At 61.5% G+C, this 20721-nt stretch carries 19 protein-coding genes; 13 read left to right on the top strand and 6 right to left on the bottom strand.

The window, feature by feature from the left end:
- Window positions 1–258: 258 nt before the first annotated feature.
- From CJU94_RS34185 to CJU94_RS34220, 8 genes are all read left to right on the top strand, one after another.
- Complete coding sequence (locus CJU94_RS34185) at window positions 259–1176, top strand: ABC transporter substrate-binding protein (protein WP_157763848.1); 918 nt, start codon at window positions 259–261, stop codon at window positions 1174–1176.
- A gap of 10 nt (window positions 1177–1186) precedes the next feature.
- A complete protein-coding gene (locus CJU94_RS34190) occupies window positions 1187–2248 on the top strand; it encodes an ABC transporter substrate-binding protein (protein ID WP_425272245.1) in 1062 nt (353 codons plus the stop codon).
- Window positions 2245–3144, top strand: coding sequence for an ABC transporter permease (locus tag CJU94_RS34195; protein ID WP_095423085.1), 900 nt, complete (start codon window positions 2245–2247; stop codon window positions 3142–3144). The genes CJU94_RS34190 and CJU94_RS34195 overlap by 4 nt, the downstream gene beginning before the upstream one ends.
- A 25-nt stretch (window positions 3145–3169) precedes the next feature.
- Window positions 3170–3958, top strand: a complete 789-nt coding sequence (locus tag CJU94_RS34200; RefSeq protein WP_167397608.1) for an ABC transporter ATP-binding protein — start codon at window positions 3170–3172, stop codon at window positions 3956–3958.
- Window positions 3955–4836 carry a carbon-nitrogen hydrolase family protein gene (locus tag CJU94_RS34205; protein ID WP_095423087.1) on the top strand — a complete coding sequence of 294 codons (882 nt, stop codon included), beginning with the start codon at window positions 3955–3957 and terminating at the stop codon, window positions 4834–4836. The genes CJU94_RS34200 and CJU94_RS34205 overlap by 4 nt, the downstream gene beginning before the upstream one ends.
- Before the next feature lie 31 nt (window positions 4837–4867).
- On the top strand, window positions 4868–6409 hold the full coding sequence (locus CJU94_RS34210) for an amidohydrolase family protein (RefSeq protein WP_095423088.1): 1542 nt from the start codon (window positions 4868–4870) through the stop codon (window positions 6407–6409).
- A 775-nt stretch (window positions 6410–7184) separates the two neighbouring features.
- Window positions 7185–8639 (top strand): catalase, encoded by a 1455-nt coding sequence (locus CJU94_RS34215; protein WP_208645438.1) that lies wholly within the window; start codon window positions 7185–7187, stop codon window positions 8637–8639.
- Window positions 8640–8705: 66 nt separating this feature from the next.
- Window positions 8706–9320: an ankyrin repeat domain-containing protein gene (locus tag CJU94_RS34220; RefSeq protein WP_095423089.1), complete on the top strand. Its 615-nt coding sequence runs from the start codon at window positions 8706–8708 to the stop codon at window positions 9318–9320.
- A gap of 101 nt (window positions 9321–9421) precedes the next feature.
- Here the strand turns inward: CJU94_RS34220 and CJU94_RS34225 are convergent, their stop codons facing one another.
- The 4 genes from CJU94_RS34225 to CJU94_RS34240 all read right to left on the bottom strand — a co-directional run bounded on the left by CJU94_RS34225 (window position 9422) and on the right by CJU94_RS34240 (window position 13536).
- Window positions 9422–11686, bottom strand: a complete 2265-nt coding sequence (locus CJU94_RS34225) for a xanthine dehydrogenase family protein molybdopterin-binding subunit (RefSeq protein WP_095423090.1) — start codon at window positions 11684–11686, stop codon at window positions 9422–9424.
- Entirely contained in the window at window positions 11683–12135 is a 453-nt protein-coding gene (locus CJU94_RS34230) for a (2Fe-2S)-binding protein (RefSeq protein WP_095423091.1), read from the bottom strand. The genes CJU94_RS34225 and CJU94_RS34230 overlap by 4 nt, the downstream gene beginning before the upstream one ends.
- Before the next feature lie 75 nt (window positions 12136–12210).
- Window positions 12211–12522 (bottom strand): high-potential iron-sulfur protein, encoded by a 312-nt coding sequence (locus CJU94_RS34235; protein ID WP_095423092.1) that lies wholly within the window; start codon window positions 12520–12522, stop codon window positions 12211–12213.
- A gap of 15 nt (window positions 12523–12537) precedes the next feature.
- Window positions 12538–13536, bottom strand: a complete 999-nt coding sequence (locus tag CJU94_RS34240) for an aldo/keto reductase (protein WP_095423093.1) — start codon at window positions 13534–13536, stop codon at window positions 12538–12540.
- Between the two features lie 170 nt (window positions 13537–13706).
- On the opposite strand from CJU94_RS34240, the gene CJU94_RS34245 reads away from it, so the two are divergent.
- From CJU94_RS34245 to CJU94_RS34260, 4 genes are all read left to right on the top strand, one after another.
- Window positions 13707–14126, top strand: coding sequence for a winged helix-turn-helix transcriptional regulator (locus CJU94_RS34245; protein WP_095423094.1), 420 nt, complete (start codon window positions 13707–13709; stop codon window positions 14124–14126).
- Between the two features lie 128 nt (window positions 14127–14254).
- Window positions 14255–15472: an MFS transporter gene (locus CJU94_RS34250; RefSeq protein ID WP_095423095.1), complete on the top strand. Its 1218-nt coding sequence runs from the start codon at window positions 14255–14257 to the stop codon at window positions 15470–15472.
- Between the two features lie 319 nt (window positions 15473–15791).
- The gene (locus CJU94_RS34255; RefSeq protein ID WP_095423096.1) at window positions 15792–17126 is read left to right on the top strand and encodes an MFS transporter; all 1335 of its coding nucleotides are present in this window, start codon (window positions 15792–15794) and stop codon (window positions 17124–17126) included.
- 80 nt (window positions 17127–17206) lie between these two features.
- A complete protein-coding gene (locus CJU94_RS34260) occupies window positions 17207–18157 on the top strand; it encodes a LysR substrate-binding domain-containing protein (RefSeq protein WP_167397609.1) in 951 nt (316 codons plus the stop codon).
- Here the strand turns inward: CJU94_RS34260 and CJU94_RS34265 are convergent.
- Window positions 18149–18973: a class II aldolase/adducin family protein gene (locus CJU94_RS34265; protein ID WP_095423098.1), complete on the bottom strand. Its 825-nt coding sequence runs from the start codon at window positions 18971–18973 to the stop codon at window positions 18149–18151. The genes CJU94_RS34260 and CJU94_RS34265 overlap by 9 nt on opposite strands.
- Before the next feature lie 298 nt (window positions 18974–19271).
- Between CJU94_RS34265 and CJU94_RS34270 the strand changes: the two genes are divergently transcribed.
- On the top strand, window positions 19272–20039 hold the full coding sequence (locus tag CJU94_RS34270) for an MBL fold metallo-hydrolase (RefSeq protein WP_095423099.1): 768 nt from the start codon (window positions 19272–19274) through the stop codon (window positions 20037–20039).
- 60 nt (window positions 20040–20099) lie between these two features.
- On the opposite strand, the gene CJU94_RS34275 is transcribed toward CJU94_RS34270, so the two are convergent.
- Window positions 20100–20585, bottom strand: coding sequence for a MarR family winged helix-turn-helix transcriptional regulator (locus CJU94_RS34275; RefSeq protein ID WP_095423100.1), 486 nt, complete (start codon window positions 20583–20585; stop codon window positions 20100–20102).
- Window positions 20586–20721 lie beyond the last annotated feature (136 nt).

Genomic DNA, 20721 nt, shown 5'->3' on the forward strand with positions numbered 1-20721 from the left:
GCCGAACGCGACATGAAGGTGCACGACTGGCTTTTTGGCCACATCGTGGTGCGCCTTTTCGAAGACGAGTTGAGTCAATATTGTGTACAACATTCACAATTTGTATAAAACAATCTATCTCCCATACTGTAAACAAAGAGACGTGTGGCGAAGCGCACGCAGTGCCGCTCGCTGGCACAGTCTTCGCTAAACATGGTCAAGCCCTCGCCGGCCACAAGCCATTCGTCCCCGCGATTTCCTGACGCTCTGGATTCCAGTATGCAAAGACTGCTCCTCGCGCATGGCAGTGCGCTTTCCAATCTCGCGTTGTTCGTTGCGGTCGATAGCGGCTTGTTCGAGCGCTATGGCCTGCAGGCCGAAGCACCGCCGCTGACACATTTCAGTTCCACCGCCGCCTTGTTGCGAAGTGGCGAGGCCGATCTCGGCACCACCGGCTTTACGCAACCGCTGGTCGATCATGGCCGCCCCGATCCGCTGCGCATTATCGGCGGCAGCGGCAAGCTCGGCATGGCGCTCATGGGACAGCCGGGCCTGTCGATGAGCGATCTGTGCGGCCAGCGCGTAGGAACGTTCGCCGACGATCCGATGGAAGTCCTGCTGCACGATGCACTGCGAGTGCACGGCATGGACCCGATGCAGATCGACCGCGTGCTGTACCCCTCACTTGCCGAGGCGCTCGACGAGCTGACCACAGGCCGCCTCGCGGCGCTGACGTTGATCGAACCGTGGATTTCCCGCCTCAGGCTGCGCGGCTTCGAGGTGCTGTGCGACGGCTTGCATGCCTGGGGCGGCGACTATCCCGACACGTTGCTCGTCGCCCGCAAAAGTTTTGTCGATGCGCACCCCGAGATCGTCTGCGCGACCTTACGCGCGATGCTCGATGCGCAGGAAGCAATCACGAGCAATCCCCGCGAAGCTCTGCGCGCCAGCGCGTACCGCTACCCCGAATTCACGCTCGACGAACTGCTGACCGGTATCGCGGCGCAACCGCCCATCATCGACATTCGCCCGCTTCGCGAGTGCATTCTCGCCCGCGCCCGGTCGCTGGAAGCGCTCGGACGAATGCAGGCGTCGGATTCGATCGAAGAGATTTTCAGCTTCGACCTTTTGGCAAGAACGCTCGCGCAACCGTCTGCGAAAACCTTCGCATCCCAAACTGCCGTTCAACCTCTCTAAGGACCACGTGATGTTCAGGAAATTTGTTCAGCAAGACCCGAATGGTGACTCATTGACCGAATCTGGCAGTACGCGACGCGAATTCCTGGTGCGTGGTGCGTGTCTGGCCGGCGCCGCGGCGTTGGGGGGCGCCTATCTGCCACAGGCCATGGCGGCCGGCCCGCTGACCCTCAAGGCGACGCACGGCACGGGCCTCTGCAATTGTCCGTTTTTTCTCGTCAAGGAACGCAATCTCGCGCAGGGCGTCTCGCTCGACTTCGTGACGACGCCGTCGAACGCCGACATCGCCGCGCTGTTCGGCGCGGGCGTGGTAGATGTCTCCGTCGTTCCGTACACCAACTTCATGACGCTCTACGATGCCGGCGCGCCGATCAAGATCGTCGCAGGCTCAGGCGTGCAGGGCTGCGTGATCGTCGCGCAACCGGGCATCACGTCGGCGGCGCAACTGCGTGGCAAGACCATCGGCACATTCCAGGCCGACACGCTAGAGATGTTGCCCTATGATTACCTGAAGAAAGCCGGCATGAGCTTCGCCGATGTCAAGGTACGCTACTTCGGCACGTCGCCGGAACTGGCACAGGCGTTTATCGCGGGTAACGTCGATGCCATGTGCCACATCGAACCCTACGCGACGCAGGCATTGAAAGCGAAACCGGGATCCGTACAGCTTTCGAACGGTGTGGACGTATACGGCGCGAACTACTCCGACTGCGTTCTCGCGGTGCGCAGCAAGCTGCTGCAGGAAAACCGCGGCGCGGTGAAGGCGCTGATCAAGGCCATGATGGTCGCGCAGCATCAGGAAGAACTGGACCGTGCCTCGGCCGTCAAGGACACCGTCGGCAAGTACTTCAAAACGAGCTACGACGCCACGCTCGACGCGGCTGCCAAACAGCCGGCCATGATCGATCAGCGCAGCAACCAGAACTTCATCCTGCAGCGCGCGCAGAACCTGAAGGACCTGCGCTACATCAAGCGACTTCCCGGCCCTGACATGTTCGACTGGGGTCCGCTCACTGAGGTGATCAAGGAAAACGGCGATCTCTACGGCCAGCTCAAGCTGAAATCCGCATGAAAGCCGATCTACCGACTCTTTTCGCGCGCAGGCCCACCGTGCGCCCGGTGACGAATGGCCGGCGGCGCTCCGGTCTGGTTCGGCGACTCGTGCCGCTCGGCTGGGGCATCGCCTCGCTGGCGTGCTTTGTCGGCGCGTGGGAACTGGCGTGGGCCGCTGGTTGGGTTGACCCGCTTTTGCTGCCGCCGCCGCACATCTTCCTGCGCAACTTCGCCTCGCAAGCGCAGTATTTCATCCCCACGGACGTGATTGGCGAGACGTCCAATGCGACCGCGCTGAAGTCGCTCGCCATGACCATCGGCGCGACGACATTGCGGGTGCTAAGCGGTCTCGTGCTGGGCTTCGTCTGCAGCGTGGCCACGGGCGTCGCGATCCGCTACTTCCGGCTGTTCGGCAACCTGACCTTGCCGACCATTACGCTGCTCGCGCCCATTTCGCCGATTGCATGGCTGCCGGTCGCGATCTTCCTGTTCGGAATCGGCAATGCGCCGGCCGTCTTCATGGTGTTCATTTCGCTCTTTTTCGTCATGACCGTCTCGACGATCAGCCAGATCGACAACGTCAGCCGGACCCACCTGAACGTCGCTGCCGTCATGGGCGCGACGCGCGCGCAAACGTTCCGCCATGTGATTCTGCCGGCCATTTTGCCGTCGCTTTTCATGGTGCTGCGCATGAACCTGTTCGGCGCGTGGATGGTCGTGCTGGTGGCGGAAGCGACCGGCGTCGGCAGCGGACTCGGGCAGATCGTCATGCTCGCGCGCAATACCTTCAACTCCAGCCTGTCGTTCTTCACGATGACACTGATCGGCGTCACCGGGTTCGCGTTCGACGTTGCGCTGCGAATCGTCCAGCGCAAAGTGCTGTTCTGGGTGCCGAGTAACGGCTTGGGGAAATGATATGAGCCAGAACGGATCAGCTTCCGTGCAACCGCCGCTCGTCACCTGCAAGGGCGTCGGCAAGACTTGGCAGACAGATGGCGCGCCGTTCGTTGCCTTGCGTGACATTGACCTGAATATCGCACGCCGCGAATTCGTCGTGTTCCTCGGCCCCAGCGGGTGCGGAAAAAGTACGCTGCTCTATCTGATCTCAGGGCTGGAGCAGGCATCCAGCGGCCGCATCGTGTGTGGAGGCGCCGAGGTGAGCGGACCGGGCACGGACCGCGGGCTCGTCTTTCAGGATGCCTCGCTCTTTCCGTGGCTGAGCGTGGGCGAGAACGTCACCTTCGGCCTGAAAATGCAGCATATGCCGAACGAAAACCGGCGGCGTGTCGCAGAGGAAATTCTCGAGCGTGTCGGCTTGTCCGAGGCCATCGACAAACGGCCCGACCAGCTCTCAGGCGGCATGCGTCAGCGTGTCGCCGTGGGGCGCGCACTCGCGCTCAAACCCGAGATACTGCTGCTCGACGAACCGTTCGCCGCGCTGGACGTGCAAACGCGCGCGAAGATGCAGGACTTCCTGATCCAGGTCTGGCAGCAAAGCAACGTGTCGATGGCGTTTGTCACGCATCACATCGACGAAGCCATTGCGCTCGCCGACCGCATCGTCGTGTTTACAGCACGCCCGGGACGTATCAAGACCATCATTCCGGTCAATCTCCCTCGTCCGCGAGATACGCGCAGCCGGGCGTTCCATGATCTCAGCGTGCACCTGACCGACCTCATGCGCGATGAGGTCGACCGCGCTTTCGCCGAGCAGGAGCGGGTCCGATGAATCCCTCGGTAGCCCTGAGCACACTTCGGGTCGCGGCAGTGCAATTGCCTGCCTGCACGAGCGACCTTGCCAGCAACGAGGCCGCGGCATTTGCCGCCGTGCGCGCCGCCGCCGATGACGGCGCCCAGTTCGTCGTCTTACCGGAACTCTCCATGGTGCCGTATTTCGCGAGCGTGCCGGGTGGGCAATATCGTGACTGGGCGCAGGCCGCCGACGGTCCCCTTGCCGCGCGTTGCGCCGCGCTGGCCCGCGAGCGTGGGATCGCCCTGTTCGTGCCATTCTACGAATTCGATCGGGCGAGCGGACGCTATCACAACGCCGTGCTCGGCTTTGACGCCGACGGCAAGCCGCTGCGGGCCGGCCCGGTTGCGCGCAAGCTCCACCTGCCGGTCGGCGACGATCCACCGCCCGGCTACGACGAAACCGCGCATTTCACGCCCGGCGACGCACTGCACATAGTCCGGGTAGGCGCGTGGCGCATCGGCACCCTGGTCTGCTACGACCGCCGCTTTCCGGAATGCTGGCGCGCGTTGCGGGCGGCCGGTGCTGATCTCGTCATCGTGCCCGTCGCGGGCAGCGGTGGCGACGATATGGATTTCTTCGTCGGAGAGCTGCGCACTCACGCACGGGAAAATGGCTTGGCGGTCGTTTGCGCGAACAAGAGCGGTGACGAAATCCTTGATGGCGTGCGCATCGACAACTACGGCGAGTCGTGTGTGATTGCCGCCGACGGCGCCGTACTCGCCCGCCGACCCGGCAACGCAGGACCCGGCGTCGTCAGTGCGACGCTCGCGCACGCAGAGATCGCGGCAACCCGCGAAAAGCTGTCTTACTTCGACCACCGGCGTATCGATCTATACGACACACCGACGTTCTGAAACTCTCTTCTATTCAGGTAAAAACACAACCATGTCCGAAACATTGATTGTTGCTGGCTGGATCGTCAAGGGTGTCGCCGACCGGCACACCGCAGAGGTCATCCGCGACGGCGCGCTGTATCAACGCGATGGCGTGATCGTCGAGATCGGCGATGCACAGGAACTGGTCGCGAAGTACCCCAACGCGCCGCGTCTCGGCTCACCCGATACGGTGTTGATGCCAGGCTTTGTCAACAGTCACCACCACGTGGGCCTGACGCCGCTGCAACACGGCTCGCCGGACCACGCACTGGAACTGTGGTTTGCAAGCCGGATGGGGGCCCGCGAGATCGATCTTTATCTCGACACGCTCTACTCCGCGTTCGAGATGATCGCTTCCGGCATTACCACCGTGCAACACATCCATGGTTGGAGGCCGGGTCCGTTGTCGGCGATCCATGAGGCGGCGTCGCGCGTCCTGCAGGCGTATCGCGACATCGGCATGCGCGCGTCTTACAGCTTCGCCGTGCGCGAGCAGAACCTGCTCGTCTACGAAGCCGACGAAGACTTCGTCAAACGCTTGCCGGCCGATATCGGACCCAAGCTCGCCGCCCATTTGAAAGCCCAGCGCGTTCCTCTGGCCGAGCATCTCCAGCTATTCGACACGCTCGTCCAGGACAACGAAGGACAATCCCTCACCAGGATCCAGCTTGCACCAGCGAACCTGCACTGGTGCGGCGACGAGACGCTGCTCGCCATCAAGGAACGCGCCGATCATGCCGGCGTTCCGATGCACATGCATCTGCTGGAAACCGCCTACCAGAAGGAATACGCGCGCCGCCGGACCGGCAAGACGGCCGTCGCGCATCTGAACGATCTCGGCCTGCTTGGTCCGTCTCTGACCCTCGGCCATGGTGTGTGGCTGACGGAGGAAGACATTGAAATGGTCGCCCACACCGGGACTTGCATCTGCCACAACTGCAGTTCGAATCTGCGCTTGCGCAGCGGCGTCGCGCCGTTGAATGCGTTTTCAAGGTACGGTGTCACCGTGGGTATGGGTCTCGACGAAGCCGGCATTAACGACGACCGAGACATGTTGCAGGAGATGCGCCTCGCACTGCGCGTACACCGCACGCCAGGAATGGACGACGACGTACCGGCTTGCCCGCAGATACTGAAAATGGCCACCGAAGACGGTGCGCGCACCACACCGTTCGGCGAACAGATCGGACGCCTTGAAGCCGGACGCCTCGCCGATCTCGTGCTGATGAACTGGAAAACGGCCACGTATCCCTATCAGGACGATGGCATTCCGATGCTGGATGCACTCATGCAGCGCGCCAAAACGAATGCGGTCGACACGGTGATGATCGCAGGCGAGGTCGTGTATAACCAAGGTCGATTCACGCGCATAGATCGTGATGCGATCCTGCGCGAGATCGAGCAGATTCTGGCGAAGCCGCGCACGTCGCAGGATCAGGCCAGGCGTGAATTGGGTTCAGCGGTGTTTCCTTACGTGAAGGCGTTCTACAGCGAGTATTTTGCGCAGACACCAAAGCGTGAACCCTTCTATGCGCCCTCGTCGCGAACCTGATCTGAAGGCCCCCTGAAGTAACCCCTCGATGCCCTGCCTCTTCTAAAGGTGGGGCATTTCATTTCGTTGACCGACAGATGTCAGCGACTCCAACGCACGGATCGGCTGCTGGCCGTTCACTGCACGTTGTTCAAGCGTGCAATCCGACGCGCATCGCACAAGCGGTGCGTTGCAACGCCCCCTTGGTCGTGAACGTCCTGAACATGTCTGATTTGGCAAACAGGATGCCATTCATTGGGCACTGCTAGCGCGTCTTAACAAATGGCGGATCCAGATAAAAGGCGGGGCGTGTGCCTCGGGTTTCTGGCAACCCATAAGACACCCCAATTTACGCAACTGAAGAGACCAATTAACTCAATTTACGAAACTATTAAATTATCCTTTTTAATTTCAGCAAATCGATACGCCAATCATAAACACATGAGTAAAAATACTCAATTATCGCCCAATCTCTTGACCCGGGTGAGACGCACACCGCCCTCACCCCTTCTCGTTGACCTGGTTGATAAGACTGTATCCTCAATCTCCCCCACGCAAATAGCCAACTCATTTTTTCTTTCATTTTAAGAACAAATTTTATTTTTGAAAGTAATTCGGCAACTATTGAAATGATAGAAAAAAGAGATTGGATAATAGAACGCCTGGGTCATAGGATTTCTCCGGCCTCCCCTTGAACCAGGAATATAAAGTGAAAGTATTGAAGACACAGATTGCTGCAAGCATTTTCTCGATCGTCTCAGCCATTGCGCTCGCTCAACCGGCGCATGCCGTGGATATGACCCAGGACAGCGGGTCGCCAGTCGGCGACAACCAGAACTCTCAGACAGCGGGGCCCGAAGGTCCGGTCCTCCTGCAGGACTCTCATCTCATCGAGAAACTGCAGCGCTTCGATCGGGAGCGCATACCCGAACGCGTGGTGCATGCGCGTGGCACGGGTATCTTCGGCGAGTTCGTGCCGACTGCGGACATCAGTTCCCTCACTTCCGCCCAGGTCTTCACGCCTGGATCGAAGACGCCCGTCTTCGTTCGATTCTCGACAGTGATGGGCTACCGCGGTTCGCCCGAGCAGGCACGCGACCCACGCGGTTTCGCCGTCAAGTTCTACACCCAGCAAGGGAACTGGGACATGGTCGGCATCAACTGGCCGATTTTCTTCATTCGGGATGCCATCAAGTTTCCTGACTTCGTGCATGCGAACAAACCATCGGCATCGACAGGCGTGCAGGATCCGAATCTGGCGTTCGACTTTTTCGCCCATTCGCCCGAAGCAACCAACATGCTCACGCACCTTTACACGGACGAGGGCATGCCGGACTCGTATCGCCACATGGACGGCTTCGGTGTGCACGCTTTCAAGTTCGTCAATGCGAAGGGTGAGGTTCACTACGTCAAGTTTCACTGGAAGAGCCGTCAGGGTATCGAGAGCATTCGTCCACAGGATATTGCGCATTCGATCGGCGCTGACTGGAATTTGATGACCAATGACCTGTACAACTCGGTCAAGGCGCATTCGTATCCGCAGTGGGACCTTTACATCCAGGTGCTTTCGCCGAAGGATCTGGACAAGTTCGATTTCGATCCGCTGGATGACACGAAGGTATGGCCCGCTTCCATTCCCGAGCAGAAGGTGGGCACGATGACGCTAAACCGCGTTCCGGATAATTATTTTGAGTCCACGGAAGAGTCGGCATTCGCGCCGTCGCGGCTCGTGCCGGGGATCGAGCCTTCCGAGGACCGGATGTTGCAGGGCCGCCTGTTCGCCTATGCCGACACGCAGATGTATCGGCTTGGCCCGAACTACAACCAGTTGCCGATCAATCGTCCCGTCGTGCCGGTCTACAACAACAATCAGGACGGCCTCATGAATGAGGACGATCGCAAGGGCGAAGTGAACTACGAGCCATCCGGCGTCGCCGAAATCGCCCAGCAGGATAAGTTCAAGCCCGTGCAGACTCCGCTTAAGGGGACGACCCAGCAACGAGCCATTCACAAAACACTCGATTTCCGTCAAGCCGGGGAGTACTACCGGACGCTGTCCGAGACCGACAAGACGGACCTGATCACGGCATTGTCGGGCGACCTCGGTCGCGTGACCAACGACGCGAACAAGTACGCAATGCTCTCGTACTTCTATAAGGCCGACGCCGACTATGGTTCTCGCCTCGCGCGCGCGACCCATGCGGATGTCTCGCGCGTGAAGGATGCGGCGGCACACCTGGGCGACAACTGACGCGAATGGGGGAACCTGCGCAAGCAGGTTCCCCGCTGAACCGGTTTGCTTTCTCAGGAGAATGTAATGCGACGCTTTTTTGCTGCCCGGGGCCTTGTTCGGACCGTGGCGGTTGCCACGCTGACCGCACTCGCAACCGCGAGTTGCGCGCAGCATGTGTATCAACAGGGAACGTATTCGGCCGTAACGGACACGCCGCGTTATACCGAAGACTGGTTTGCCGCGGCGCGCGCGGGACGCACGGATATCGTTCGGGCATTGATCGATGCCCATTTCCCGCTCGAGGCAACGACACCCGAGGGCTACACCGCGTTGATCCTTAGCGCGTACGACAATCACCCGGACACGTTGAAGGCGCTGCTTTCCTCAGGCGCCAACGCTTGCGCGGCCGACCGGCACGGCAATACGGCACTGATGGGCGCGCTCTTCAAAGGCGAGACGAATATTGCAACGATGTTGCTCGACACGCATTGCGACATCGACCAGACCAACAACGCGGGGGAAACGGCATTGTCGTTTGCCGCGCTATTTGGCCGGCTCGATATGATTCCGGTGCTCGTCGCACACGGTGCCAAGGTCGATCATGCCGATGCGCGCGGCGGGACCGCGTTGCAAATGGCGATCGCGCAACACAATCCGGCTGTAGAGGAAGCGCTACGCCACGTCGGCGCAACGCAATGAGAGGCGGCCAATGAGCCGCCTTTCATGCCGCGCCGACGACCCGCTGATCAGGTGAGCGCGATACCCGCGCAGCCTTGCCTCCCCCTCCGGCCGTTCGCCGCTCACGCCCGCTTCAAGAGCGCGCTATCGACCGGCAATGCCCGAATCCGCGTGCCGGTCGCGTGGTGGATCGCATTGCAAATCGCAGCCATTGTCGGTGGCACGCCCGGTTCGCCGACACCGCCAGGCGGCGCCGCGCTCGGCACGATATACACATGCGTCTGCGGCACGGAGTCGATGCGGGCGACCCGGTAGTCGGTAAAGTTCGACTGCTCGGCGGCGCCCTGACTGAATGTCAGTTCGCTATACAGCGTATTGCCCAGCGCCATGACCACCGCGCCTTCGAACTGCGCGACCACGCGGTCGGGATTGACGATACGTCCGCAGTCGACCGCCAGATCGACACGGGTCACGCGCACCGAGCCATCGTCGGCCACCTGCACCTGCGCGACCGCGGCAACGTAGGTGAGAAAGCTGCGATGGACAGCGATGCCACGCCCGTGGCGTGCCGGCAATGCCGCGGACCAGTTCGAACGCACCGCCGCCGCTCGGACCACTGCGGCAAAGCGCGCGGTATCGATGGGATACTCGTCGATCGACGCACCGTAGTTCGGATAATCGACCCCCAGCGCGTGCAGATCGACATGCCGTGGACTACCCAGCAGCGCCAGCAGATGCTGCACCGGGTCCTGCCGCGCCGCAGCGGCGAGTTCGTCGACGAACGAGCCCTGCGCGAAGCCGTGCGGAATGTTGTACACCGAGCGATACCAGCCGATTCGTGTATGCGCCGGCGCGGCGCCGTTCTCGCACTGCACATTGGCAACGTCATAAGGCATGTCCGTCACACCCTGACCGAGTTCGCCCGCCGAACCATACGTCACGTTCGGTGTGAAGGTCGACCCGATCGACGGAAACACGCTCCGGTGCAGCCATGCGATCGTCTTGCCCTGCGCGTCGAGTCCGCCCTCCATGTGCTGCGCGCACACCGCGTGGAAATAGTCGTTACGTATGTCGTCCTCACGTGTCCACGTCAGCTTGACGGGAGCGCCGACTTCGCGCGCCAGGTAGGCGGCTTCCGCCACATAGTCGGGCTTCGACTTGCGGCCGAAACCGCCGCCGAGCAACGTGACATTGATCGTTACGGCCTGCTCCTGCACACCGAGTACCTGCGCGACGGTCGTACGTGCTTGCTGCGGATTCTGCGTAGCGGTCCACACCTGCACGGCGCCGTTCGCAAACGATGCAGTCGCTGCGAGCGGTTCCATCGCGGCGTGCGCCAGATGCGGCACGTAGTAGTCCGCCGACACGTGTCGAGCGGCGTTTGTCAGCGCGCCCGCGGTATCGCCGTTGCCGCGCACGACCTTGCCCGTTTTGCTTGCCGTGTCTTCAAGCGCCTTGCGATAGGCCTGGCTATCGTAGGTGCCGTTTGGCCCGAGGTCCCATTCGAGCTTCAGCTTCTGGCGTCCCTGCGCCGCGGCCCACGTGCTGGTCGCGATCACTGCGACGCCGCCCAGCGGTCGGAAGCCGGCGGGCAGCGGCGCCGACGCAATGCGCACGACGTGCAGCACGCCGGGCACCTTCATCGCGTCAGTCGAGTCGACGCTTTTGAGCGTCGCGCCATACACGGGCGAACGTTCAACCGACGCGTAGGTCATCCCGGGCAACACGACATCGATCCCGTACGTCGCGCGACCGTGAACGATGTCGTCGAGATCGACGATCGGCAGGGACTTGCCGATATAGCGCCACGTCTCCTCGTTTTTCAACTGCAGCGTGTCGCGAGCGGGCACCGGCTGGCGCGCTGCAGCCTCCGCGACCGTGCCATATGACACGCGCCGCCCGCTTGCCGTATGCACCACGTGGCCGGGTTCGGTCCGGCAGCTCGCCGGGCTCACGTGCCACCGCGCGGCCGCGGCCGCGATCAGCATCTGCCGCGCGGAGCCGCCTGCCTCGCGCAGTGGCTGGAAAAACTGGCGGATGCTGCGCGAGCCATCGGTATTCTGGTCGCCGTACTTCGCATCGCCTTGCGCCTGCACAACCCTGACGGTGTTCCAGTCGGCATCGAGTTCGTCCGAGAGGATCATCGCGAGGCTGGTACGGATGCCGGTGCCCATCTCGGAGCGATGCACCACCAGTACGATCTCGCCAGACGGCGCGACCGACACATATACGTTCGGTGCGAACACTGCTTTGACACCGCTCGCCGAGGCAAGCGGACTCGCCGCGAACGCCATGCGTGCGCCGTCGACATGCAGGCCCAGCACCACGCCGCCCGCCAATGTGCCCTTCAGCACCCGGCGCCGGCTCAGATTGACGATCTCGCTCATGACGCCTGCTCCGCAGCTGCCTTGATGGCGATCTTGATACGTTGATAGGTGCCGCAGCGGCACACATTGCCGGACATCGCTTCGACGATCTGCTCGTCACTCGGCTTCGGCGTCTGTTTGAGCAGCGACGCGGCCTGCATCATCTGGCCAGGCTGGCAGTAACCGCACTGCGGCACATTGGCCGCTTTCCACGCTCGCTGCACAGGATGCTCGCCGCCCTTGCCCAGGCCTTCGATGGTCGTCACGGACCTGCCCTGTGCATCCGCAAGCGACGTGACGCACGAGCGCACTGCCACGCCGTCGAGGTGGACGGTGCACGCGCCGCATGCGCCCACGCCGCAACCGAACTTGGTGCCATGCAGTCCCAGCAGGTCGCGCACCGCCCACAGCAACGGCATGTTCGGGTCGGCGTCGACGTTGTGATGCGCGCCATTCACAATCAGTTCCATCCGTTCACTCCTTGTTGTCGACGCACGCCACACCGGCGGGCGCCACGTGGTGACCGACTTACCTGCGCGCGCGGTTCATGCTCTTGCCTGATACGCATTGCACCATCCAGTTCCGCTCACCTGCCTTGCGCCGAACAGCGCACAAAGCGCGTTGGCATCGGTCGGCTTACCTTGGTAGAACTGGCAATTCGCGCAGCGCTGGTTGTTGCTGAAACGCGGGTATTTCGTACGGTCGACGTGGGCCGCATCGGCCTTGTATCCGAGCGCCTGCGCTGCAGGATCGCTCTCCTGCAGCTGTGCGGGCGCTGCCCGGACGGAGCGCCCGGTGATCGCGAGCGCGGCGGCGCCGATTGAATGAATCATGAAGGTGCGTCGAAGAGTTCGCATGTTCAATGGCTCCTGTCAGGCTACGAGCAAACGTTGCGGCGGCGCCATGAACTCCGGCCCCACTGGATCCTTGACGAACTGCGCGACGATCGTGTCGATCTGCGCGAACGCCTTCTCGTCGAGGCGCCAGCCGAACACTGCTTCGATCCCGTCGAGTTGCGCCGGACGACGCGCGCCCCATAGCGCGATCGTCGGGCCGCGATCGAGCACCCAGCGCACCGCCAGCGCGAGCACCGATTTGTCGAAGTTATCGCGCGCAAACGCATTCAACGCTTTCACGGCCGCAACATATTGCTTACGGCGCGGCTCGCGAAACTTCGGATCGCGCTGGCGCAGATCGTCGCCCTCGAAGCGCGTCTCGACGCCGATACGCCCCGCAAGCAGGCCGCGGCATAGCGCCCCGTAGGCCAGCGCGACGAGGCCATGCTGCTTTGCGTAGGGCAGCACGTCACGATCGATATCCCGCTCGAACAGGTTGTACGGCGGCTGTGTGGCCGACAGCGGCGCCACGCGCCGGAATGCATCCATTTGCGCAGGCGAGAAGTTGCTGACGCCCAACGCCCGCACCTTGCCTTCCTTGCGCAGATCGTCGAGCACCGCGGCGGTCTCTTCGATCGGCACGAGCGGGTCGGGCCAGTGAACCTGATACAGATCGATGTAATCTGTCCGCAAGCGACGCAGCGTATCCTCTACTTCCTGACGAATGCGCTCCGGCGACGAATTGCGAAACACCTCGCCGTCTTGCCATTCCAGTGCGACCTTGGTTGCGATGACCGCCTTGTGCCGATACCCGTCGGCGAGCGCCTTGCCAACAATTTCCTCCGAGGCGCCGAAGCCGTACACCGGCGCCGTATCGATCAGATTGACACCACTATCAAGCGCCCGGCGGATCACCGCGATCGAGTCTTTTTCGTCGGTGCCACCCCACATCCATCCGCCGATGGCCCAGGTGCCAAGGCCGATGCGTGAGACGGGGGTCGTGATACCTTCAATTGCGATGGTTTCAATAGTCATGTGAAGCTCTCAAATCAAAGCACTGCGTAAAGCACTACCTGAAGCACCGCATCCGGGTCGAATGCGATCTGACTAACGGCAACGCGCCCTTCGAACAGGCAGGGCGAACCGATTATTTCAGCGGCATCCGGCGATCACAAGAAGGCACTTGACGGTTTCATACTTTCCCCATGGATACAAATTGCTGCGACGGCGCTTCCGCCCACGACAACCCGCAAAAAAGAACTGACGACCTGGCGCGCAACATCATCGAGCAGATCGCGGACAAGTGGACGATCCTCGTTATCGATGCGCTCGGCACGCACGGCGAGATGCGTTTTTCGCGGCTGCGCGACATGGTCGAGGGCGTCAGCCAGAAAATGCTCACCAAGACATTGCGGCAACTCGAGCGTGACGGCCTCGTGACGCGTTACGTGCATCCGGTGATTCCACCGCGGGTCGACTATCAACTCACGCCACTGGGACGTAGCCTGCTCGACAAGATCTGCGGGATATGGGACTGGGTCGAAGTCCACATGAGCGAAATGGAAAAGGCGCGACACGAGTTCGACCACGGCGAAAAAGCGGCCCGATCATCCGCATCCGCGTGACGTGCCCTCTCATTCAGGTAGCCACTGCCCTGCGAGCCCGGCACCCACGTCACGTCGAGCGGCCAGCAGAGTTCTGAGAAATTGCCCATAATTGCGCGTGGTCTTCGAGCAACCGTTGGGATGTTTAAATGAAAGTGGCTTCTGGCGCAGCGCAATCCCCCATCGCATTTCTCGCCGTAGCGTTAGCGTTCGCCATCAACATGATGGGGACAACGCTGCCAACGGCAATCTATCGGTACTACCAACTGCAGTTCGGTTTTACACCCACTGTCATTACCGTAATCTATGCTTCATATGCGATCGGCGTGCTAGGTGCGCTGCTGCTGATCGGCAACTGGTCCGATCAGCTGGGGCGTCGCCGCATGCTGCTGGCAGGGTTGTGCGCATCGGCCGCGTCGGCGCTGACTTTCCTGCTCAGTGACGGACTGGCGCTGCTGATGCTCGGCCGCCTGCTGTCCGGAATATCTGCCGGGATCTTCACAGGAACCGCCACCGTCGCCGTGATCGAACTCGCGCCGCCTGCGTGGCGCGGCAAGGCCATGCTCGCGGCGACCGCCTCCAATATGCTCGGGCTCGGTTGCGGTCCTTTGCTCAGCGGCATCCTGGTCGAACTCTTTCCCTGGCCGATGCGCTTGCCCTATGCAGTGCATCTGGCGCTTGCCGGCATCGCCGCACTAGCCGTCCTCGGCGTGCAGGAGACCGCCGCGATTCCCGCGCGGGTGAAGCTCGGCATGCAGAGAATTTCGCTTCCTGTCGAGGTGCGCCGTGCGTTCATTCCGGCCGCACTCGCGGGGTTTGCCGGTTTCGTGGTGGTGGGCTTCTTTGCGGCGGTCGCGCCGCAGCTGATTCGGGTCGTGCTCGGCTTTCACAGCGGTGTCGTGACCGGCTCGATTGTGTTCCTGCTGTTCGCGTGCTCCGCCCTCGGGCAGATCGTGCAGACCATCATAGCGGCCCGTTGGCGGCAGGCGGTCGGCTGCCTGGGACTCGTGGTGGGACTGATGTGTGTCGGCCTGTGTGTGCCGGAACGCTCGCTCAGCGTGCTTCTGCTCGGCACCGCACTGGCGGGAATCGGCCAAGGCATCAGCTTCCGCGCCGGGCTGGGCGAGATCGCGGCGGTGGCGCCTGCGCACAGGCGAGCGGAAGTCACGTCCAGCTTCTTCGTCGTGCTTTATGTGGCGATCTCACTACCTGTGATCGGCCTTGGCATCGCTGCGCAGCTCGCCGGCATCGAACGCGCCACGCTGCTCTTTGTCGGCTTGACGATCGCCCTCGTGCTGATCGCGCTGCTTCTGCTGATGCGCGGGCAAGCGAATCTGCAGCCGGACGCTGAAGCGATCCGTGACTGAAGCTGAACCCCTTGCAGCGAGAGTCCGGCACCACCACGCGTGAGCAAGCGTGGCGACGGCCCCGTGCAAACCGGCTGTCATCTACCCGCTCGCGTTTGCGGACGTCCCGCCGGCACGAATGAGTTCGTACCGGCACATTCTTCAGGATGGTCCAGCGAATGACCACCGGTCTGCGCGAATGGATGATCGCCAGGTCGACCGCCCGAATCTGTGACGTTTGCTCACAGAGTCAATATTTTTCGTGCATTGTCGTACCCTCTTTCAGAGCGCCTAATCATCCTCAAGAGCATGCCGTCACGCGCAAATCTGGAGGAAAACCATGGATTTCGGGCCGCGCAAACCCGCGATTTCTGATCGGTTGATGAAACGGATCGCCTGGCGGCTCGCGCCGCTAATGATTGTGATGTACATCGCCAACCAGCTTGATCGCGCGAACATCGGCTATGCGGCGCTCACCATGAACGCCGAGCTCCACATGACAACGGCGCAATACGGCTTCGCCGCAAGTCTGTTTTTTCTTGGCTATATTCTGTTCGAGGTGCCGAGCAACCTGTGCATGCATCGGTTTGGCGCACGGCTGTGGATGACGCGCATTCTGCTCAGTTGGGGTCTGCTCTCCTCGCTGACGAGCTTCGTCCCGGACTCCCGCTGGCTCTATATCGCCCGCTTCTGTCTGGGCGCGTTCGAAGCCGGCCTGTTCCCGGGCATGGTGTATTACCTCACGCTGTGGATGCCGGCGCGCAATCGCGTATGGATGATGTCCCTGTTCGTGACGGCGATCCCGCTGACCGGCGTGCTCGGGGCACCCGTATCGACATGGCTGATGGCGCATGCAAACGTGTTCGGGATCACCGGCTGGCGTGCCATGATTCTGCTGGAGGGCGTACCTGCAATCATCCTGGCCGCAATCACCTTCTTCTGTTTGACGGACAACCCGTCCCGCACCCGCTGGCTTTCCGCTGCGGAAAAGAGTGAAATCGCCGCCGCGCTGGCAGCCGAACGGGCCGAGGCCGAGGCCGGGGCCTCGCCGGTAAGCGCCTGGAAGGCGCTTGCCAATCCGAAAGTCTGGGCGCTGGGTGTCGTCTACTTCGGCACGAACGCCGGCATCATCGGCTTGCTCTATTTTCTGCCGCAAGTCATCAAGACGTTTGAAAGCACTTTCGGAGTGAAGTACAGCCTCGTGGATATCGGGTTGATCACTGCGATTCCCTTTGGCGTGGCCACTGTCGCGACGCTGGTTTGGGGGCGTGTGGTGAGCCGCCATCCAGTCGGCGCCCGGCACGTGGCGGGGCCCCTGCTGGTGTGCGCGGCCGCGCTCTCGGTGGCCCTGCTGCTGAAGTCTCCGTACCAGGCGATCATCGCCCTCTCGATCGGCGCCGCGGCCTGCTTCTGCAGCATCACGACCTTCTGGCAGTTGCCCAGCCGCATCCTCACTGATCGCGCTGCTGCGGCCGGCATCGCGCTGATTACGAGCATTGGGGTGTCGTCAGGATTTTTGCTGCCTTATCTTATTGGCTGGGTGAAGGATACGACCGGCACGTTTGTGCTCGCATTTGTCGGCATCGCCGCGACGATGGTGCTCGCATCCATCACGGTCACGCTGCTCGAGACTCGCTGGCGTAATGTCGGCCGGGCGCAGCTTGCCAGTGAATGAGCGTGGGCAGCGCCTCGCAGTCCTTCGGTCTATCATCGAAGAATCCATTGCCCAATTCTTTTCGCCAGCAAGGATTCCCGATGCGCCGCGGTGTTCCCAGTCTCAGTGCGCTGCAAGCTTTTGAAGCCGCAGCGCGACATGAAAGTTTTTCGAAAGCCGCGATCGAGCTGTCGCAAACGCATGGTGCCGTCTGCAAGAAGGTCAACGAGCTCGAGGCTCATCTGGGCATCTCGCTGTTCGAGCGGGTACGCCAGCGGCTGGTACTGTCCGCGGCGGGCGCCGAGTACGCGCGGCGCATTCGCGTCCATCTCGACCAGATTCGCCGCGATACGCTCGAGTTGATACGCCAGCAAAGCGAGGTGAAGATCCAGTTGGCGGTCGGCGTCACGTTCGCGTCTCAATGGCTGATCCCGCGTCTGCATGACTTTTACGCGCTCAATGCGGATCTGCAACTTCACATCATGGGGCGCGACCAGCCGACGTTCTTCGACAATTCAAGCTTCGACGCGGCGATCTATTTCGGACAGAGCCTGTGGCCCGGCATGCCGGGGCAACCGCTCGTGAGCGACGACAGAATTCTTCCTGTCTGTGCGCCGGGGTTGATCGGCAGGTGCGATAGCTTGAGCAGCGAAAAGATCAGCACGCTGCCATGGATTCACACCCGCGATCTTCCGCGCGCGTGGGCTGCATGGTCCGAAAGCGCGTCCACGCAGATCACCGAACATAGCGCGGCGAACCAGCACTACGACATGTTCATCATGGCAATCAACGCCGCGCTTTCCGGGCTAGGCGTGGCGTTGCTCCCACGCATCCTGATCGAACGGGAGCTGCGCAGCGGCGCACTCGTGCAGGCACATCCTCATTCGATTCCCAATCCGGAAACCGTCTACTACTCGTTTCCCGAGCAGAAGCGCGACTGGGAGCCGCTTAAGCGTTTCGATCAATGGCTGGGCGCGGCCGTGCGCAACTATCGCGAAAGCTGCCAACATGACCGCACGGCAGCCTTCGAAACAACGCTTGCGTCAAACTGACGACGTCCGTGTCGACGCGAGTTCGCGCAGATCGGGGCTGTCACGCAGGAGTTGCTGGTAGAGCCCCTGAAAGTTGAGCCATGCTACGTAGTCCGATCCCAGTTGCGCGCGCGTTGCCCGTGCGTCCTCATCCGATAGCGGCTCAATCGGACCTGCCGCCTCGGCCAGCAATTGCACCTGGCAGCAGCGCTCCATGGCAATGAAACGATAAGCCGCTGCGTCGACCGAAGAACCGACGGTCAGCAGCCCATGATTGAGCAGAACGGCTGCACGCTTTGTACCCATCGTCTCCGCGATCCGGCGGCCCTCTTCGGTCGCGAGTACGACTACCTCGCCGCGAAATAGCACGTGATCGTCGTAGAAGAGACAAGCTTCCTGATTGAGCGGCGCAAGAAGCCGAGCGCGCGCTGAAAATGCGCGGCCAGAAGGCGTGTGTGTATGGGCGGCCGCAACGACATCGGGATTCGCGCCATGAATGCCGCAGTGAATCGCCGCCGCCGCGGCATTGACGGGCCCGCTCCCATGATGAACGTTGGCCTCGTCGTCAATGCAAACGAGATCGTCGGGATGGATCGACGAAAAATGCTGCGCGTACGGATTGACCCAGAACCGGTCATGAAACTCCGGATCGCGGACCGTGATATGTCCGGCTATGCCTTCGGCCAGCCCGAATCGCGCAAAGATGCGAAATGCCGCAGCGAGTTTGAGCTTGCGGTGTTGCCGTTCTTCGTCGAGGCTGGCGAATACCGGCGGCGGCGGCAAGCGTCCGCCGATTGGTTTGGGAATCTGCAACTCGCGGACTTCCGCGTGGCCCATGGCATACTCCTGCGTGCTGATCGGAGTTGTGATTTTCATCTGCGCCGAGGACACGAGTCCATCGACGATTTGTCACAGGATCGCGTCTTGCGCTCACAACGCGCATCTCACAGCGCGTCGGTTGAGTCGGTGATCGTGCGCCCGGCGCGCGGCGAGTGCGAACAGGGCTCTGCCGGCGGTTCTGGGCGAATACCTCGCGCGACTCCCGGGTCACTGCGGTCGATTGCAGCCGGCTCTGGATCGGCGCGGCATAGTGTGTCAGAGTATGCATCTCGTATGCTACCGACGCTGGATGACTATGCTGCCGATTGCCGACCGATGGTTCGAACTAAAACGTATCAGCGACGATATCACGCTGCTGTGGGAGCCTCATGTCGTGCCGCTGATGCGCTGCAATATCTGGCACATACGCGGTCGCGACCGCGACCTGATGATCGATACCGGCATGGGCATCGCCAGTCTGCGGGAGGCGGCCCAGCATCTTCTGCAAAACAACGTGACGGCCGTTGCAACGCACACGCATTCGGACCACATTGGCGGACATCATGAGTTCGCGCATACGCTGGTCCACGAGTTGGAGGCCGATAACCTGCGTTCGCCGCGCGAGCGCGGCACACTGCTCGCATCGGTACTGGGCGAGAAGGCGATACGCCGGTACCGTGAAGCGGGCTATCCGTTCGACGGCGATTTGATCACCGCTCTGCCCCACGCGGACTATGTGATGTCCGACTACGAGATACGCGCGGCATCCGTTACGGAAATCGTCAAAGAGGGGAACATTGTCGACCTCGGCAACCGGCACTTCGAGGTACTGCATCTGCCTGGCCACTCACCGGGCAGCATCGGTCTGTGGGAGGCGGCATCCGGCACCCTGTTCTCCGGCGATGCAATCTACGATGGCCCGCTTCTGGATGAAATTGGTGGCGCCGATATCCCAACGTATGTGCGCACAATGAAGCGTTTGCGCGAATTGCCCGTGCAGGTGGTACACGCCGGACACGACGCAAGCTTCGGGCGAGAACGGCTGGTCGCGTTGGTTGACGCCTACCTGGCCAAACGCGCATGAGCCTCGACTGGCAAGAGAAACGACTGCAGCGACGAGCGCCACATATAGCGACGAAATGATTCAGGCGGTGCGCTTGCGTCGTTTCGGCGGGACGGTCCATTCACCGCCTTCCTCAACGTGTTCCGTCAGTTTGTCGACGCAGTGAAACAGCACTCGCTTCTCCTCCGCTGACAGAACGGACATGAGCTGCTCGTCGAAATCCTTGCCGATCCGGTCGCACTTGCGAACAATGGTTTTCCCCTTCCGGGTCAAGTGCAGGTTGATGACACGTGCGTCAGTCGTGCCGGTAGAGCGGGTCAGCAAGCCGCGATTGGCCAGCGTGGTGACCAGCTTGGAAACCAGCGTCTTTTCAAGGTATGTCAGCTCGATCAGCGGACCGAGGGAGATGCCCGGCTGCATGTCGACGAAACGCAGCACGCGCAGGTCGCGCAGGGTGACATCGCATTCGGCTTCATAGAGGCCAGACGCCACGCCCTTGGCCAACTCGCTGAGTACGTCGAGGCGGAAATTCAAATGTTCCAGTCTTGGATACGGCGCCTTCGACATGCTGTTCTCCCATTCACGTACTTTGATTCCGTTGCACACTACAACATTTGAATTTTACGCAATTCCCATCCCACGCAACAGTTGCGCCATGACCGCCAGAAACTCGTTGGGTGCTGCTTAGTCCGACGGATAGATC

It is taken from the genome of Paraburkholderia aromaticivorans, from assembly GCF_002278075.1.
Taxonomy (GTDB): Bacteria; Pseudomonadota; Gammaproteobacteria; order Burkholderiales; family Burkholderiaceae; genus Paraburkholderia; species Paraburkholderia aromaticivorans.